This is a genomic window from Limnobaculum allomyrinae (assembly GCF_016649425.1).
Classification (GTDB): Bacteria; Pseudomonadota; Gammaproteobacteria; order Enterobacterales; family Enterobacteriaceae; genus Limnobaculum; species Limnobaculum allomyrinae.
Genome location: NZ_JADRCR010000001.1, coordinates 366405 through 385816, shown reverse-complemented (window position 1 = coordinate 385816; position 19412 = coordinate 366405). Strand labels below are relative to the sequence as shown.

Genomic DNA, 19412 nt, shown 5'->3' with positions numbered 1-19412 from the left:
GTCAGTTATCGGGCTTATTACGGCGATTACCGGAACCCAACAAGACGTTTTTGGCGCTGTCTTTGGGCACTCGGGCAAAAATTGCCGTTGGAATTAACATAATTAGACCAATACACAAATAGGTATATAAGAATGCTTGTTGTACTTCAGGGCTACTCACCGCGACGTGATGCATTGAGAAGACACCCAGTAAAATCCCGGCGGTACTCACGCCCAGACTCATAGAGAGTTGCATAACCATCGATAGCAGACTGTTACCGCTGCTGGCAAACTCATCGGGCAGATCTTTTAGCGTCAGGGTATTCATGGTGGAAAAACGTACGGCATTAGTCACACCGAGCATAAATAGCAGAAATGGAATAACAATATACCATCCCAGCATGCCGGCGACGGGGATCATCAGCGTAATAGCCGGTAAGGCTAAGGTCGCAATACTGAGAACTACCCGATAACCATAACGGTTAACGATTTGTACCACCAGACGTTTAATACTCATGCTGCCGATGATCATCGAAATCATCATCAGACCCGCGTGGAATGGAGAAAATCCTAAGCCGATTTGTAAATAAAGCGGTGTCATAAAAGGCAACATTCCGCTGCCAATTCGGGCAAACAAACTGCCGGTCAGTCCCAGCGAGAAGGTGGGGATTTTAAACATCGCTAAATTGAACAGTGGTGCTTTTGCCCGACGAGCGTGCAACCAATAAAGTCCGAGTGCAGCAATGCCGCTGGCACATAACAAGAGGATAGTAGCCGGAGCCAGTCCTAAACCAGAATGGCCATCCAGAGAAAGAGTAATGGTCGCCATACCAATGGCCAGCAAAATAAAGCCAACCACATCAAAGGGGCGCGGCGGCATTTTGTAGTTAGGCATAATCATCAACGTTGCCAGTACGCCGATAATACCAACCGGAATATTAATCAGAAAAATCCAGTGCCAACTGGCATACTCCACCAGAAATCCACCCAGTGCAGGCCCCATCAGCGGCCCAATTTGCCCGGGTAAAGTGACAAAGGTCATGGCTGCCATATATTGTTCCCGGGGAACGATTTTCATCACAGTTAATCGGCCAACAGGTACCATCATGGCACCGCCAATTCCCTGGATCACTCGCGCACGTACCAGCTCCTGTAAATTTTCTGACTGAGCACAAAGCAGAGAACCTAAAGTGAAAAGTACAATAGCAGACAGGAATACGGGCTTAACGCCAATGCGATCGGCTAACCAACCGCTGGCGGGCAACCCTACGGCAACCGTAAGAATATAAGCCACAATCACCGATTGCATTTGTAGCGGGCTTTCATTCAAACTAACGGCCATAGAAGGTAAGGCCGTATTCAAAATAGTGGTGTCCAGCGACTGCATAAAGAAACCCAGAGCCACAATCCACAATTGCCAGCGCACATTAGCAGGGCTATTTTTCATTTTGTATTGGCTCCTCCGGCCAGACTAATGCGGTTAGTGGCTTATGAGTGACGGGTTGTCCCGGTCATCAGTTTTGATGCCGATGACAGGCGACGGTTCTTATACCAGAGTCTTAAGCGATCAAAGTAGAGATAGATCACCGGTGTGGTATACAACGTTAATAGTTGGCTCATTACCAGCCCACCAACAATTGTGATACCCAGAGGTTGTCGTAATTCAGCGCCGTCGCCGCTACCAAGAACCAGTGGAACCGCCCCAAAAATAGCAGCCAGTGTGGTCATCATAATTGGTCTGAAACGCAGCAGGCAGGCCTGAAATATGGCTTCTCGAGGCGTCAGATTACCTTGCCTTTCTGCGGTGAGAGCAAAATCCACCATCATGATGGCATTTTTCTTCACCAAACCAATTAACAACATCACGCCGATCAGGGCTATCAGGCTGAATGGCGTATCAAACAGCTCTAAAGCCAGTATAGCGCCAACCCCGGCAGAAGGCAGAGTAGACAAAATGGTCAGTGGATGAATATAGCTTTCATACAAAACACCCAACACAATATAGACAGTGACGATGGCGGCAATAATCAGGAATATCTGTGATTGCAACATTTCCTGAAATACCTGGGCAGTACCGGCAAAAGATCCTCTGACCGTATTGGGAACGCCTAATGCAGTCATGGTTCGTTCAATGGCCGCGGTAGCTTCTGATAACGAATAGCCGTCCGCCAGATTAAATGAAACGGTAGACGCGGCGGAAAGTCCCTGATGGTTAACCGATAACGGCGCATTTGCCGGCATCCATTGAGCAAAGTAGGAAAGGGGGATGGGTTTACCATCCTGATTGATGACAAACATCTTATCCAGCGCACTCTGATCTTGGGCAAATTCAGGAGCGACCTCCATGACCACCTTGTACTGGTTCAGCGGTTGATAGATGGTAGAAATCTGCCGTTGTCCAAATGCATTATTCAGCAGCGCGTTGGCAGCAGAAACATCAATTCCTAATCGCGACATGGTTTCACGGTTATAGGTGATGGCTATTTCTGCCCCTTTGTCCTGCTGGTCAGAGTTAACGTCCGCCAGTTCAGGCAGGGTGGCAAATGCCGTTCGAATTTTTGGCTCCCATTCGCGCAGGGTACTCAGATCATCAGATAATAAAGCATATTGATAACCGGCGTTAGACTGACGGCCACCGGCTCTGACATCTTGTACCGCCATTAAAAACAAGCTGGCTCCGGGTTCCTGAGAGAGTTTACTTCTCAGTCGGCTTATCACTTGCTGAGCTGAGGCTTTACGTTCAGTGAGTGGCTTCAGAGAGATAAACATCGAACCGCTATTAGTACGTGATCCACCGGTAAAACCGGTGACATTATCCACATCCTGATCGCTACTGACGATTTTCATCAGCACTTCCATCTTTTTTTTCATCGCCTGAAAAGAGATGCTCTGATCTGCCTGTACAAAGCCCATTAGTCGCCCGGTATCCTGTTCAGGAAAGAAGGTCTTTGGTACGTTCATATACAACCAAACGTTGAGCACTATGGTGCTAAGAAAGACCACGAACACTAATCGTGAGTGGTCTAACGTCCAATTAAGGGTGCGGGCATAGCCTTGTTGTAAGCCAATAATGATGCGACCGAAGCCTTGTGATGAAGGGGGACGTTCCTGTTTTCTGGCCCGTAACAAGCGGGCACACATCATCGGCGTTAAAGTCAGTGAAACAATCAGTGAAATTCCAATCGCGACTGACAATGAAATAGCAAATTCACTGAATAAACGGCCGGGCAGTCCACTCATAAATAACAATGGAATAAAAACCGCTACCAGAGAAAGACTCATAGAGAGAACGGTAAAACCAACTTCACTTACGCCTTTCAGCGCGGCATCAAAAGGTTTTAGTCCTGCTTCAATATGGCGGGCAATGTTTTCCAGCACCACAATGGCATCATCGACCACAAAGCCGGTGGCAATGGTTAAAGCCATTAGCGACAGATTATTCAGGCTAAAACCGAGCATATACATGGCAGCACAGGTACCAATCAGTGAAACCGGTACAGCAACCGCCGGGATCAGCGTAGCCCGGCCAGAACGCAGAAACAGGAACACCACCAAAATCACCAGTGCAATAGCAATGACTAATGCACGTTCAACTTCAACCAGTGAGGCGCGGATAGTGGGTGAGCGATCCTGAGCAATCGCCAGATTAATTGCGGCAGGGATATAGGATTGCAGTTCAGGCATTTCGGCGCGAATACGATCTACCGTATCGATAATATTGGCATCAGCAGAACGACGAATCATAATCAGAATAGCCGGAACACCATTTGCCATACCGGCATTACGAATGTCTTGTACCGAGTCGGTGACGGTGGCCACATCCTGTAATCGCACGGCGGACTGATTATTATAATGAATAATAATCGGCTTATATTGTTCGGCGGTCTTAATCTCATCATTGGTTTGAACCTGCCAGTTTTGCTCATCGGCCTTCAGAAAACCCTGAGGTTTACGAACGTTGGCCTGACTAATGGCGGTTCTGACATCGTCTAATGAGACACCCTGATTAAATAGTGCCTGCGGATTAAGTTGTACCCGTACCGCGGGGAGAGAGCTACCGCCAACAGAAACATCACCAACCCCCTCCAGTTGAGAGATCTTCTGCGCCAATTGTGTTGAAGCATAATCGTATAGCTCACCCTGACTGTAAACATCGGAAGTTAACGTCAGGATCATGATGGGTGCATCGGAAGGGTTAGCTTTGCGATAAGTTGGTCTGGAAGGCATGCCGCTGGGCAGCAGATTATGTGCAGCGTTGATGGCTGCCTGTACGTCACGGGCGGCACCATTGATATCCCTGTCCATATCAAATTGCAGAATGATGCGAGTACTGCCCAGTGAACTGGTTGAGGTCATCTCATTAACACCGGCAATGGCACCCAGTGAGCGTTCAAGTGGGGTGGCAATGGACGATGCCATGGTTTCCGGAGATGCCCCAGGGAGAGAAGCACTAACGGAAATCACCGGAAAATCAATTTTAGGTAAAGGAGATACCGGTAATAACCTGAAGCCAAGGATACCGCTGAGAATAATCCCCAATGTCAGCAAAATGGTGGCTACCGGACGGTTAATAAACAGGGCATAGAACTTCATATCACATGCCGCCCTGAGTCGTTTCAGTTGGCTGAGTGATAACCGGCTTATGACGACTCAAACGGTCAAACATCAAATAGATAACCGGGGTAGTAAATAAAGTGAGCACCTGGCTGACTAACAGACCTCCCACCATACAGATCCCTAGCGGTTGACGCAGTTCTGCACCAATACCAGTACTGAGCATGAGAGGTAACGCACCAAGCAATGCTGCCATGGTGGTCATCAGGATAGGACGAAAACGCAGTAAACAGGCTTGATAAATAGCATCATAAGGGGTTTTCCCCTGTTCTCGCTCTGCTGCCAGCGCAAAGTCGATCATCATGATCGCGTTCTTTTTCACAATACCGATAAGCAGAATGATGCCAATAATAGCAATAATATCCAGTTCCTGACCGGATAACATCAGCGCCAGTAAGGCGCCAACGCCCGCACTGGGTAAGGTAGAAAGGATCGTCACCGGATGAATAAAACTCTCGTACAATACGCCAAGTACGATATACATCGTGACAATTGCCGCCAGAATTAACCATAAGGTACTGCTTAAAGAGGCCTGAAATGCCAGTGTGGCGCCTTGAAATTGTGTTGTAATGTCGCTCGGAAAACTCAGTTCCTGTTCAGCCTGAGTGATGGCTTTTGTGGCTTCACCCAGTGAGACGCCAGCCGGTAAGTTAAATGACACGGTAGCTGAGGGAAATTGAGCAATACGGTTAACGGATAATGGGCCGAGCCGTTGTTCAATAGTGGCAATATTGGTTAAACGAATTGACTGACCGCTGCCATTTTTCAGGTAGATATCATCAAAAGCGTTCAGCACTCGTTGCTGATCAACTTGCTGCTCCAGTACCACCCGATACTGATTAGCCTGAGTGTAAATAGTAGAGATCAATCTCTGACCGAAGGCGTTATACAGCGCATTATCAATGCTGCTCATATTAATGCCTAAACGACTGGCTTCATCACGGTTAACATTCACATAAGCGACTAATCCCTGATCCTGCCAGTCGCTGCTGACATCGGCCAGTTCCGGTAATTGCTTAAGACGATCCAGCAACTTAGGTACCCAGAGCGTCAGTTGCTCCAGTGACATGGTTTGCAGTGTGAACTGATACTGGGTGAGGCTTACCCGATCTTCAATCGTTAAATCCTGTACCGGTTGTAGATAAAGAGTGATCCCCGGAATGGCTTGCACGCTGTGTTGAAGGCGTTCAATAATTTTAGGTGCACGGTCATCTCGCTGGCTCAATGGCTTCAGATTAATTTGCAGTCGTCCATTGTTTAGGGTGGCGTTACTACCATCAATACCAATAAAGGACGAAACGCTTTCTACCGCAGGATCCTGTAATAGGATGTTAGTGACAGCCTGCTGGCGTTCAGACATGGCTGAAAAAGAGATGGACTGTGGCGCTACCAGTGTTCCCTGAATCAGTCCGTTGTCCTGTAATGGAAAAAAGCCTTTAGGAATGAACAGATAAAGCAGAACCGTAAGTCCCAACGTTCCGGCTGCTACAGCCAGTGTCGTCCACTGATGTTTTAAGACCAGAGTCAGATAGCGTCCATAACCGGCAATAACTCGTTCAAAAAAACGTTCACAGGCCAGAGAGAAGCGATTTTGTTTACGCAAGGATTCGTGATTTAGCAGTCGTGCACACATCATTGGCGTTAGTGTCAGGGAAACTACGCCAGAAATCAGAATCGCAATGGTCAGCGTCAGGGCAAATTCATGGAACAGGCGGCCAACTACATCCCCCATAAACAGTAACGGTATTAATACCGCCACCAGCGAGATCGTTAGAGAGATAATGGTAAAACCGATTTCCCCTGCGCCTTTCAGTGCCGCATTGAGCGGCTTTTCTCCCTGTTCGATATAGCGGGAGATATTCTCTATGACGACGATTGCGTCATCTACCACAAAACCAGCGGCAATAATCATTGCCATTAACGTCAGGTTATTGATGGAAAAACCGAGGAAATACATCGCGGCAAAGGTACCGATTAATGATAACGGTACTGCTACACTGGGAATAATGGTTGCGGGAACATTGCGCAGGAAGAGATAAATCACCATCACTACCAATATCACCGCCAACAACAGTTCAAATTGTACATCGTTAATAGAGGTGCGAATGGTGACGGTACGATCAGTCAGTATCTGAACTTTTACCGACGCGGGCAGACTCTCTGTCAGTTGTGGCAGTACATGACGGATCTCATCGGCGGTGGTAATAACATTGGCACCGGGCTGGCGTTGAATATTTAAAATAATGGCCTGTTTTTGATTGGCCCAGGCGGCTAATTGAGTATTTTCTGCACCTTCTTCAATATTCGCTATATCTTGCAGACGAACCGGGGCGCCATCTTTATAAAATACGATCAACTGGCGATAGTCCTGTAACGACTTCATCTGATCGTTTGCCGACAGGGTCGCGGAACGAGTAGGGCCGTCAAGGTTACCTTTAGCGGTATTAACGTTGGCACCCGTAATTGCTGTACGTACAGTTTCGCTATCCAGACCGTAGGCGGCTACCGCCTGAGGATTGAGAATAACGCGTACCGCAGGTCGTTCACCACCGGATAAACTAACCAAACCAACGCCTGAAACTTGGGAGATCTTCTGCGCTACTCGGGTCTCTATCATATCCCGTACCTGACTCATGGGTAAGCCATCAGAAGTGACAGCCAGTGTCAGAATTGGGGCATCGGCAGGATTAACCTTACTGTAGATTGGTGGATAGGGTAAATCATTGGGTAGCAGGTTGGTTGCCGCATTAATTGCCGCCTGAACCTCTTGCTCAGCCACATCCAAATCCAGATCGAGCTGAAACTGAAGGGTAATCACGGAAGCGCCGCCGGAACTTTGAGACGACATTTGTTTCAGGCCAGACATCTGACCCAACTGCTGCTCGAGTGGGGCGGTAATGGCTGAAGTAGTCACATCGGGGCTGGCACCAGGGTAGAGCGTCACTACCTGAATCGTTGGGTAGTCCACTTCGGGTAATGCAGAAACTGGCAGAGATTTATAACCCAGTATTCCCGCTAACAGTAGAGCAATCATCAGCAGTGTGGTGGCTACCGGACGTAGTATAAACTGGCGCGATGGCCCACCGCCTGACATTATCTCGTCTGTGTGCTGTTCAGGATATTCGCTCATTTTGTATCCTGCGGCTGACCAGTGGTTTTAGTCTTGGGTGCTGACAGGGATTGTGGCGTGACAACTTCAACTTGCATATCCTGTTTCAGTCGGTCAACACCATCAGTTACCACCCGTTGTTCCGCTTTAATACCGCTGGAAACCACCACAGTCTCGCCGGTACGTAATCCGACCGTGACGGGTTGCTTACTGACTTTGTTCTCGTCATTAATTACCCAGACAAAGTTTTCATTATTGCCAGTCTGAATAGCTGCCGCAGGGACAACAATGGCATTATCCAACGTATCAACCTTAATTCTGGCGTTCACAAACTGATTAGGAAACAGTTGATTATCCTGATTGGTAAAACGCGCTTTTAATTTGATAGTGCCGGTAGCGGTGTCGATCTGGTTATCCAGACTGAGTAGTGTTCCTGTGGTTATTAACTGCTTATTTCCCCGATCCCAGGCTTCAACCGACAAACTTTTGCCCTGATTATAAGCAGGCAAAATAGCATTCAGATCGGTTTCCGGTAAAGCAAACAGCACATCAATAGGGTGGGTTTGGGTAATAACAACTAATCCGGTGCTGTCACCACTGGAAACATAGTTACCCACATCAACCAGCTTCAGGCCAACCCGACCAGAAATAGGGGCAGTAACTTTACTGTACGTCAATTGCAGATTAGCGCTGTCAACGGCCCCTTGCGCTGCTTTCAGGCTACCCTCACTTTGCTTTACCAACGCTTGCTGCGTATCCAACTGTTGTTGTGAGACCATATTGGTTTTAATCAGTTTTTGATAACGGACTAAATCACGTTTGGCATTGCTTAACGTAGCCTGCATATTCAACAATTGCCCCTCAGCCTGGGTTAACTGTACCTGATAGGGGCGAGGATCAATTTCAACCAGTAGATCGCCGGCATTAACTTCCTGACCTTCCGTAAAGTGTATTGCCATGATTTGGCCATCTACCCGATTGCGTACGGTAACGGTATTGGCTGCGGTTACCGTACCCAATCCACTAAGATAGCGAGGAATGTTTTGTACATTCGCAGTGGCAACCTGTACCGGAGGGAGCGGCATATTACGTCGTCCACCGCTGGTGGGTTGGGATGATTTAGTTGCACCTGGTGCCTGAGCTGTATGGCTGTTATGCCAATACAACCAGGCTCCAATAGCAACAACGGCGACAATAATGAGCGGTAGTGGGCGTAATAAACGTTTAAATTGCAGTGTCATGATTAGAAGCTCACTTAAACAGCTCAATGGTGGAGCTATTACTCTGAATTAGTTGGGAATACTGTGATTTTATCAGTATAACTGGTTCGGGGAAAAAAATGATGAAGGAAATATGGAAGTTCGGTAATGAAGCGTAAGCTGGATGTCTGTTTTATGTAATGAAGAACGATGACAGAATCCAGCTAGTTAGCGATGGTGAGTGTTATTCACATAAGAAGTAGGGCAAAGTTCCGCTGGAGAACAGACGCTTTCCACTATTCATTTTGATAATGACCAGATGGGTCGACTCATTTTGTTCAGTACTGAAACGATAGAGATAACGCTCTCCCAACGCTTTAGGCAAATTATCACTATTTTCTAAAGATACCTGTGTAGTGCTTAAAACATAGTTGTTAGCTTTGTTGTGGGTATAATCAAACTGTACTTTGCGATTGATGGTGTAATTGTGTCCATCTACAAGTAAATTTCCCATAATGATGTTGTAACCTTTACCATTACCATCAAAATGAAATCTCATTTCAGAGTTTAATACCGCTTCTTTTTCTTTACTCACTTTTTCAAACAGATAGGTGGTGTTGGCTGAACAGGTGAATTTATTGTTGCCACTGGCATAAAACAGATACAGACCAACCGCCAGTAAGGCAGTAACGATCAATGTGGCAATCACAGATAACTTGATATTGTTCATTTCACTTTTACCACATAGAAATTGAAGCAAGAGGTATTAGATTTATCCGGATCTCTGTCGCAGACCTGAATTGACTCCCGACGATCGTCTGCGGGAAGACTAAAATAGACATTTTTAGGGCTGTCGCAGGCGATGGCAAATTCATCTAACCGCTTTTTCAAATTGGATAAATCAGTAGGCTTTTGATTGTGAATGAAAATATCACACTGTTGATATGTTTCCTGATGATAGTAATCAGCAAAATAGCTCGGTTTGCTGGTAAACATGTCTAAAGCAAAATAGAACACAAAAATAAACAGGGCTGCAACCATCACTATTCGGGTGTAATACCAGAAAAAACGACTTTTAGGCTGTGGCACGGGAGAGGCGTCATTATTACCATTGATCGTAGAGGCGTTGATCAATGGTTTTTTGGCAATATACGGTTTTTCTTTGCTGTCATCACTGAAGGTACGATAGCTGGTGATAACTTTTAGCTCTACATCAGTGGATAGCTGCACACCATATGAGTAGGTGGTCAGGATAGGTTCAAATTCACCTAATTGATGAAAAGCCTGAGTAATGTCGCTCAGTTCAGATACAACTGCTTTAGCTGTGTTAGTAACGTTTTCAGTCTGTTCAATTTCGCTGGTTAGTTGTTCAAAAGGAACAATCTGATAACCACTGTCAATCAGACGCAGAAATAATCGTTTAGCATTACTACTGAGCGTGCTCAATTTACGGGGATCGTCAAGTCGACTTAATCCACCGGTAAAAGTGTTAAACATCACTCGGTCATTAATAATATAGTTATGCAAACATTCCCTCCGGACACTTATTTCTCACTGGTGTTTTAATCTGTGATTTCGCGCATTCTGCACATTAACTCACCAGATTGCAGAGAAATAATAGCATTACGTAAATTGGGGTTATTTCGCTAAAAACAGCTAATTGTTATTTATCATACTAATAGAGATGCTATTTCACCTCTATTAGCATTATCTTTTGTTTTTTAATGCTATTATTCGCTATGCTCACCGCCGAGCGCTTCAATTAATTCTTGAATTAACTGAGCAACTTCGCCGGTCATCAGAGTAAAATCTGCATCAAAGCGCGCAGCATAATCTTCTTTATCAATATCCTGATTTTGATCGCGAATAGTTTCAGTAAATTTAATGCGTTTCAGACTGCCATCATCAGCAATCACGAACTGAATACGCTCACGCCATTCCAGCGCCAGTTTGGTGACCAGTTTTCCTGCTTCAATATGTACTGCAATTTCATCGCTGACCAGTTCCTGGGCCTTACAACGAATAACGCCACCACCCTCAAGAATCGCTTTCAATTCAGCTTCATCCTGCAGAACAAATCCAGTGGGTGCCTGACCAGAACGAACCCATTCGGTAAGCGTTAATTCAATAGGGCTTTCCAGTGTTAAAGGGACTACCGGTAACGAACCTAAACTTTTACGCAGTAGAGCCAGTGTATCTTCAGCTCGTTTGGCGCTGGCGGCATCAACAATAATTAAACCGTTAACCGTATCAATCCACAGACTGGTTTGATTAAAGCGGCTAAATGCGCGAGGTAATAAACTGTGTAATACCTCGTCCTTTAATGCATCTTTTTCAGTCTTTTTTAATTTTCTATGTTGTTCGGCTTCTAACTGCTCAATTTTTGCCTGTAGAGCCTGCTTAATCACCGGAGAGGGCAGAATTTTCTCTTCCTTGCGGGCAACGATCAGAATTTGATTACCTGATACGTGGGTTAAGGCATCACTCTGTGACCCTAAAGGAGAGACCCAGCCTGTTTTTGCCATATCCTGGCTGCCACAAGGGGTAAATGTTAATGGCTTCAGCTGCTTTTCCATCTCATCGGCAGACAGATGGGTTTCGCGGCTGAGGCGATAAATCATTAAATTCTTAAACCACAACATAGTTATTTCCATTAAAAAGAGCAGAGCTCTGTATAAACATAGCCGCCATCATAACCAATCGCAAAGCGTCTTGCTGTGATTTTGGCTAACGAAACTTATGAAATAATTGAATAATGCTATTCTTTGAACCGATCATCCAATTTACTGATACCTAATCCATTCACTTTACGAACCCGAATCTGAACCGGAATTCGTTCTTTCATGGCATCGATATGGCTGATAACCCCAATGATTTTGCCGCTGGCGTTCAGGTTATCTAAGGCATCCAGTGCAATATCCAGCGTTTCGGCATCAAGAGTGCCGAATCCTTCATCAAGGAACAGAGAGTCAATACTGGTTTTGTGGCTGACCAAATCAGACAATGCCAGTGCCAGCGCCAGACTAACCAGAAAACTTTCTCCACCAGACAGGGTTCGGGTATCCCGTAAGTTATCAGCCTGCCAGGTATCGACAACCTGTAGTTCAAGAGCGCCGCTCTCTTTACGCTGTAGCAGATAACGACCATGTAGTCGATTTAGCTGCTGATTAGCCAGATAGACTAAGTGATCCAGTGTGAGACCCTGAGCAAATTTACGGAACTTTGCACCATCACTGGAACCAATCAAATTATTCAGATAGGCCCAATCATCAACTTGCTGTTGAAGCTGAGTAATACGTTCCACCAGTGACTGCTGATTAATCCGGTTTTGTCGATCGTTTTCCAGCTGTTGGCGAATTTCCCCCTGACGGATACTGTTAGCTTTATTCTCTTCAGCCAGTTGAACTATTCGTAGATTGAGGTCTGCAATATTACTTTCTTCTGACAGGGTTTCCGGTCGATGAGCCAGATGCTGTTGCCGATGTTTATTCACTTCGTTAAACAGCGTTTGTGCCTGAGACAACGCATTAGTGAGCGTCTCTTTGAGTTCGCGAAGCTGCTGGTGTAATTCCGGAGGTAACAGGGCATCCAGAAAATCAGCCTGATGACTGAAAGGACTTTGCTGTAACGCTGCGCTAAATTCATCCTCAGCACTGTTAGTTTTTTGTTGCAGTTGCTGTTGTTGAGATAACAGGGTGGAATGCTGCCCACTGAGCGCTGTCAGCCGATCGTTCAGTTGCTGCCAGGTGTTTTTGCTATTGGTCACCATCAGCTCAAGAGCTTGCTGCTGTTGCTGAAGCTGCATTATTGCATCATCAGTTTGCCGATCGCCAAATAGTTGATGGCGTTGTTGTTTGAGCTGTTGTGATTCATGCTGGCAACGGGTGAGCTGCGTCTGGTTTTCTGCGGCTTGATTATTCAGACTTTCCAGTCTGGTTGCCAACGTGGCTATCTGAGTATTCAGGGTAATTAATTGCTGCTCTAATGCTTTTTGGTCATTAAGACGCTCTTGCCACTGCTGCCACTCAATTTTACGTGTGTTATACCAATGATCGTACTGTTCTGGTGGTGGAAGCGTTAGTTCATAATGGGCCAAAGCAGTTTGCAGTTGTTCAGACAGTATTTGGTGATCCTGTTGTAATAACAATCGAGCTTGTTCAGATAGCTGTTGTTGCTGAGTTCTATTCAGCACATCCTGAGCCAGCAACGTCACCCGTTGTTGTGCTTCCTGAGTTGCATTGTGTTGCTTATTCAGCCGATCTTTTTCTTGCTGCCATTGTTGCTCGGCTTGTTCAAGTAGGTTTATCTGCTGTTGTAATTGCTTCTCTTGCTGACGCAGGTTCTCCAGATACTGTTCGAATTGCCCGGTCTCAGTAAGAGATAGCTTGATATCCAGTTGTGTGCAGTGTTGTTGCCACTGTTGGCTGATGTCACCCAGCTCCTGATTCAGATTATTTAACTCTTTTGTCAGCTGATTTTGCTGGTCACCCTGTAGTGCAATTTTACTTTTTAGCTCAATGCCAGCATCATGCAGTTGTTGAAATTCGGTTCTTAATTGAGCCAGGCGTTGCTGGGTATTTGATGTTTTTGACGAGGTGTTTTCAGCCGTTAATGGATGTTCAATAGAGCCACATAGCGGGCAGGGTGAGCCAGGCTGTAATAACGCTCTTTCCTGTTCAAAACGATTAATGATCAGTTCTTGTTCAGCCAGTTTCTCCACATCAGACAGATGGACTTTTTTATCAGCGTATTGTTGGCGTTTGGTTAGCAAATCCTCATCGAGCTGTTTAATGGCCATCGAGAGTTCATTTAGCTGAGTTGATCGAGCCTGATACTGTTTAGTGACTTGTTGATAGCGTTGAAACAACAGCGTGAGAGACTGTTGCCTGTCTCTGGTTTGGGCAAGATTATGCTGTTGTTGTTTTAATCCATTCAGGTCGTGCTGAGTTTGCAGTTGCCGGAAGATAGCATCATTCTGGTCAAAATGTTGTTGCAGTTGTTGAAGCTGTTCTTGATGTCGTTTCTGTGACAATGTCACTTCATTTAACTGTTGATGCAGCTCATCAATCTCTTTTTGCTTAAGCTCCGCTAATTGTTGGGTCTTCTGTAACTCGTTATTAATGCGAGTGAGTTGACCTAATTGCTGTTGCCATAAAGGGAGGTTTTCTCCCCAATATTGATGGTATGGGTGAGATTGAAAATAGTCATTTAGCGTTTGTTGTCGGCTGAGCAGTTGATGTTGTTGTTGCAAGCCAGCGTCATACTCACCTTGCTGTTGTTGCCGCTGTAGGGCGAGTGTAGTATGTGTTGATTCCAGTTGGGTTAACTGGTTGGCCTTATTTCCAATCTGTAAATCCAGCGGCATCACTTGAGTGTTAATCAGGGTACGGGTTAGCTCATACTGTTTAAGCTGTGATTCCCGTTGTTGTTCTGCCTGTTCGTGAGCTTTCAGGGCAATGGCAATCTGTTGTTTGAGTTCGGTTTCAGCTTGAGTGAGACGAACTATTTCCTGTTCATTATCTTGTTGCTCCTGGCGTAAACGCATCAAATGTGTATGCAGAGGACGCAGCTTTTCTGCCGGTTCGCTTCGTTGTAATTTTTCCAGTTGTGGCTGTTGATGTTGCCAATTCTGCTGAGCCAGATTTAGCCGCTGTTGGCACTGAGACTCCTGAAGCAGGTACTCGTCTTGTTTCTCCAACCATTGTTTACCCACCAGCAGGCGTTCAGTTTGCTGAGCCAGCAATTTTTCCTGTGTTTGCAGCTGTTGTGATTGCTGATTTAGCGCCAGAGTTTGTTCTTCTGACAATAATTGTACGCTGCCCAATAGGGTATGCAGGGTATCCAGCTGATTTTTAGCCTCTTTATGGGACAGGAAAACCTGCTCAGAAATATGACCATAAATCTCTGTGCCGGTTAGCTCCTCCAATAGTTCAGCTCGTTCATTGGGTTCTGCATTAAGAAAAGCGGCAAACTCTCCCTGAGATAACATCATGGACTTAGTGAAACGACTAAAGTCTAATCCGGTAATTTGAGCGGTAAGATCGAGCTTATCGCGTATTTTGTCGGTAATGATTTTGCCATCGCGAATATAAGCCAGTTCAACTTTAGGCGTTTGCAGATTACCGTCCGGGCTGCCTTTCGCCCGGCGTTGGCTCCAGAATGCGCGATAGCCAATGCCCTGAACTTCAAACTCTACCTCAGCCAGTGACTCGGCGGTGTGATGGGTCATCAGTTCATTTTGGGTGGGAGATACGTTGAGACGCGGAGTTTTGTGATAAAGCGCCAGACAAATAGCATCCAAAAGCGTTGTTTTGCCGGCGCCAGTAGCGCCGGTAATGGCAAACAGGGCGTTATCGCAAAAGGGTTCCTGTGTGAAATCGATTTTCCACTCGTCTTTCAGCGAGTTGATATTTTTAAGCCGCAGGCTAAGAATGCGCATCACACGGCTCCTTCATCAATAGGATGTTCTGTCTGTTCTGCCATTTCCTCGACTAACGAATGAAACAGTTGTCGTACCCGCTGATGTTGCTGTTGAGTGCTTTGATTATCGTCGTCATCCAGTAGTAACCTGCGTTCAAAGACTTCATTTACCGTGAGTTCTGATAGCGTCTCTTTTTCCTGACGCTGAATGGCCTGTTGCGTGAGTGCTTTACTACGACGCAGTAATATTACTTCAACCGGTAATTGCTCTGCTATTTGCTGTATTTGCCGCTGAATGTCATTCAGGTAGAGGCGTGAATCTACTTCAATATCCAGCCAGATGGTTTTCTGTTCTTGCTGATGTCGAAAACCTTCCAGTGCAGATTTTATTTCCTCAAGATCGCCTTTAATTAAACGCATAGGCTGAAATTGCGGCACGGGAAGCAAAGTAATTTGTGGCTCTGCCTGAGAGGAGAACTCCACCAGCACTACACTTTTTTCCTGACCGCTTTCGTCAAAACTTAAAGGAATAGGGGAACCGGAATAGCGAATATATTCTGATTTAGCCACTTTTTGTGGACGGTGAATATGCCCTAAAGCGATGTAATCCGCTGGGGGGAATGCTTGTGCTGGAAAAGCATCCAGTGTACCGATATAGATATCGCGGACGGAATCACTGGTGGATGCTCCGACAGTGGTTAAATGTCCGGTAACAATAATCGGCAAATGTTTGGTGTACTGTTGTTGCTGCTCCTTTGCCAGTTGGTATATCTGCTGGTAGTGCTGACTGATCGCTTCCAGTAAAGCTTGTTGTTTCTCACTACCGGATTGCCCTGCCTGGCTGGAGAGCACATCTCTTGCCCGAACAAAAGGAATAGCGCATACCAATGCACCGGGTTCACCCTGTAAGTTATTCAGAACGATAAGCTGTTGTTCCGGTTGTTGTGTAACACTGGCTATCACCTGAGTGTTGAGATAGGTCAGTAATTCTCTGGATTCATTGAGCATCGCAACAGAGTCATGATTTCCACCCAATACCACTAACTGACAGCCGGTTGGCTGTAATCCCACTATAAACTGATTGTATAATTCACGGGCATAGCTGGGGGGAGACGTGGTATCGAAAATATCACCCGCCACAATAATGGCATCAACCTGATGCTCGGTAACTTTTTCAGTTAACCAGCGCAAAAATTCTGCATGTTCAGCCGCACGGCTTTTGGTAAAGAAGTATTGTCCAAGATGCCAGTCAGATGTGTGAATAATGCGCATGAATCCTCTCTGTCAAAAAATAGCCATGTGGTGCGCTATGGTTATTGGGATTATACGCAGCAGAGATGGTCAGGACTACCTTAGTGAAGGTTCAATTAACGGAAAACGTTGTTAACGTAATAAAAGTGTCATATATCTGTAGCATAATGCCAATGCACTATAATCCAGCGTACTTTAAGTTGCAGACATATTGACGATGCTATTGGCGTTTCTGCAACTCAAACTATTAGGGTATATAATCATTCAACTCGCATTGTGTTGAGAAAAAACAACAAAGAGCAGAGCCCGCATGATAAAACGCATACTGGTGGTTGAGGATGAAGCACCTATACGGGAAATGATTTCTCTTGTTCTTGAACAAAATGGTTTTCAGGCCATCGAAGCAGCGGATTTTACCGTAGCACAATCTTTACTCATCGAACCTTTCCCCGATCTGATCTTATTGGATTGGATGTTACCGGGGGGATCGGGTATTCAACTGATTAAATATCTGAAGCGCGATCCTCTGATGAAGGCGATTCCTGTGGTGATGCTAACCGCCCGTGCTGAAGAGGAAGATCGCGTCCAGGGGCTGGAATCCGGCGCTGATGACTATGTGACGAAGCCTTTTTCCCCTAAAGAACTTTTGGCGCGCATTAAAGCGGTGATGCGCCGAACGTCGCCGATGACCGAACATGAAGCTTTGGTATTTGATGGCTTAACCTTAGAACCATCATCTCATCGGGTTATGGCGGATGACAAACCGCTGGATATGGGACCAACGGAATACAAACTGTTGCACTTCTTTATGAGCCATCCTGAACGGGTATATAGCCGTGAGCAGCTGCTTAATCAGGTATGGGGAACCAATGTGTATGTTGAAGATCGAACCGTTGATGTATTTATTCGTCGCTTGCGTAAGACCCTTGAAGTCAGCGGTTATGACAAGATGCTGCAAACCGTACGTGGTTCAGGCTACCGTTTTTCAACCCGCTTTTAAGTTAACTGGTTAGGGACTCGCTTGTGCTAGAACGCCTGTCGTGGAAGAGAATTGTCATTGAGCTATTGCTGTTTTGCCTTCCGGCATTGCTGTTAAGCATTTTTATTGGTCATCTGACGCTGTTACTGCTGATTTCAGCACTCGGTGCTTTACTGTGGCACTTTTATAATCTGCTTAAATTATCGCACTGGTTATGGTTGGATCGCAGCATCATGCCGCCCCCAGGGCGAGGCAGTTGGGAACCGTTATTCTATGGGCTGTATCAAATGCAGCACCGCAATCGCCAGCGCCGTCGAGAATTAGCCTCACTGATTAAACGCTTTCGTAGCGGTGCCGAATCGCTACCTGATGCCGTGGTATTAAGTACCGAAAGCGGACATATCTTTTGGTGTAACAAGCTGGCTCAACAAATGCTGGGATTTCGCTGGCCAGAAGATAATGGTCAGCACATTCTTAATTTGATCCGCTATCCACAATTTGCCGAATTTATTAAGCGTAAACAGTTTGATGAGCCATTAACCCTAAAGTTTAATAAAGGCAGTTATATTGAGTTTCGGGTAATGCCTTATGATGAAGGGCATATGTTGATCTCTGCCCGGGATGTATCGCAAATCCGGCAATTGGAAGAAGTTCGACGTAAATTCTTTACCAATGTAAGTCATGAACTGAAAACGCCGCTTACGGTTTTGCAGGGGTATATTGAGATGCTGGGTGATGACGATACTCAACCGGCGATTCGTCATAAGGCGTTAACCAGCATGAAAGGCCAAACTGAACGGATGAGCAGTCTGGTGAATCAATTATTGATGCTATCACGTATTGAAGCAGCGCCTCGCTATGCGTTAAATGAAAAGATTAACGTACCGGTTCTGTTAGATAGTCTTGCCCGTGAAGCCGCTATTTTGAGTAATGGCGAACATCAGCTTCATTTTGATGTTGATGCCAAATTGCAAGTGCTGGGTAATCAGGATCAGCTTTACAGCGCTATGTCTAATCTGGTGTATAACGCTATCAACCATACACCGTCAGGCACAGAGATTAACGTGAGTTGGAAGTTAACGCCTCGCGGTGCGCAATTTAGTGTGAAAGATAATGGCCCGGGCATTGAGCAACAACATATAGCCCATTTGACGGAGCGTTTTTATCGTGTAGATCCATCACGCTCCAGCCAGACCGGAGGCAGCGGTTTGGGGCTGGCAATAGTTAAACATGTGCTGAATCACCATGATTCCCAATTGAGTATTGAAAGTCAGTTAGGGGTTGGAAGTGAGTTCAGGTTTGTGTTGCCGGGAAGGTTAGTGGTGGATAAATAGTTATTGTTTATGAGTATCAAGAAGAGGCAGAATCTAGTTCTGAGTTAGTTTCATCCACTAAGTGTGTTGCGTTCGCAGTAACATTAAGGTGGGTGGCCGGGCAGGAGGCATTAAGGTGGACGCCTCCGTAACGTTCCCTATATTTCTTTGTTAATATGTTCTATTGGGTCTGGAATAAAACAACGATGCTATTTATTAGCATCAGGCTTTACACTATTGATACAGCACTCATCTTGTAAATACTGGATGATACCCTCCAGAACGTCATACTGAGCAATGCACATAAGCGTTCGACTTTCCCTATTTTGCTGAAGTAGCCCAACAGACACGAGTGCTGATATATGATGACTCAGAGTCGAGGCTGGGATTTCTAGCTGCTTTTGCAATTCACCCACAGGTAACCCTTGATTACCCGCTTTGACCAGATGTTTAAAGATAAACAAACGCGTAGGATGACCTAATTCTTTCAATGCCTTAGCGACCATTTCCAGTTGCATATTCAGCTCTCTTCGGTAAGTGATATTTCG

12 protein-coding genes are annotated in these 19412 nt (G+C 45.8%); 2 read left to right on the top strand and 10 right to left on the bottom strand.

Features of this window, described 5'->3' with window-relative positions:
- Nucleotide 1: 1 nt before the first annotated feature.
- The 9 genes from mdtD to sbcD form a co-directional block, all read right to left on the bottom strand.
- Entirely contained in the window at nt 2-1426 is a 1425-nt protein-coding gene (mdtD, locus tag I2494_RS01735; RefSeq protein WP_218465697.1) for a multidrug transporter subunit MdtD, read from the bottom strand.
- 41 nt (nt 1427-1467) lie between these two features.
- Entirely contained in the window at nt 1468-4572 is a 3105-nt protein-coding gene (gene mdtC, locus I2494_RS01730) for a multidrug efflux RND transporter permease subunit MdtC (RefSeq protein ID WP_218465698.1), read from the bottom strand.
- Between the two features lies 1 nt (nt 4573).
- Nucleotides 4574-7723: an MdtB/MuxB family multidrug efflux RND transporter permease subunit gene (locus tag I2494_RS01725; protein ID WP_321206097.1), complete on the bottom strand. Its 3150-nt coding sequence runs from the start codon at nt 7721-7723 to the stop codon at nt 4574-4576.
- Nucleotides 7720-8943, bottom strand: coding sequence for an MdtA/MuxA family multidrug efflux RND transporter periplasmic adaptor subunit (locus I2494_RS01720; RefSeq protein WP_218465699.1), 1224 nt, complete (start codon nt 8941-8943; stop codon nt 7720-7722). The genes I2494_RS01725 and I2494_RS01720 overlap by 4 nt, the downstream gene beginning before the upstream one ends.
- A gap of 202 nt (nt 8944-9145) precedes the next feature.
- Nucleotides 9146-9631 carry a FidL-like protein gene (locus I2494_RS01715; RefSeq protein ID WP_218465700.1) on the bottom strand — a complete coding sequence of 162 codons (486 nt, stop codon included), beginning with the start codon at nt 9629-9631 and terminating at the stop codon, nt 9146-9148.
- Nucleotides 9628-10428 carry a hypothetical protein gene (locus I2494_RS01710; protein ID WP_218465701.1) on the bottom strand — a complete coding sequence of 267 codons (801 nt, stop codon included), beginning with the start codon at nt 10426-10428 and terminating at the stop codon, nt 9628-9630. Before I2494_RS01710 ends, I2494_RS01715 begins: the two co-directional genes overlap by 4 nt.
- A gap of 203 nt (nt 10429-10631) precedes the next feature.
- Nucleotides 10632-11543, bottom strand: a complete 912-nt coding sequence (gene rdgC / locus I2494_RS01705; protein ID WP_218465702.1) for a recombination-associated protein RdgC — start codon at nt 11541-11543, stop codon at nt 10632-10634.
- 116 nt (nt 11544-11659) lie between these two features.
- On the bottom strand, nt 11660-15340 hold the full coding sequence (locus I2494_RS01700; RefSeq protein ID WP_218465703.1) for an AAA family ATPase: 3681 nt from the start codon (nt 15338-15340) through the stop codon (nt 11660-11662).
- Nucleotides 15340-16593 carry an exonuclease subunit SbcD gene (gene sbcD / locus I2494_RS01695; protein ID WP_218465704.1) on the bottom strand — a complete coding sequence of 418 codons (1254 nt, stop codon included), beginning with the start codon at nt 16591-16593 and terminating at the stop codon, nt 15340-15342. The genes I2494_RS01700 and sbcD overlap by 1 nt, the downstream gene beginning before the upstream one ends.
- Nucleotides 16594-16882: 289 nt before the next feature.
- Between sbcD and phoB the strand changes: the two genes are divergently transcribed.
- Together phoB and phoR are read left to right on the top strand one after the other, a co-directional pair.
- A complete protein-coding gene (gene phoB, locus I2494_RS01690) occupies nt 16883-17572 on the top strand; it encodes a phosphate regulon transcriptional regulator PhoB (protein WP_218465705.1) in 690 nt (229 codons plus the stop codon).
- Nucleotides 17573-17595: 23 nt separating this feature from the next.
- A complete protein-coding gene (phoR, locus tag I2494_RS01685) occupies nt 17596-18885 on the top strand; it encodes a phosphate regulon sensor histidine kinase PhoR (protein ID WP_218465706.1) in 1290 nt (429 codons plus the stop codon).
- Nucleotides 18886-19073: 188 nt separating this feature from the next.
- Here the strand turns inward: phoR and I2494_RS01680 are convergent, their stop codons facing one another.
- Nucleotides 19074-19382, bottom strand: coding sequence for an ArsR/SmtB family transcription factor (locus I2494_RS01680; protein WP_218465707.1), 309 nt, complete (start codon nt 19380-19382; stop codon nt 19074-19076).
- Between the last annotated feature and the right edge of the window lie 30 nt (nt 19383-19412).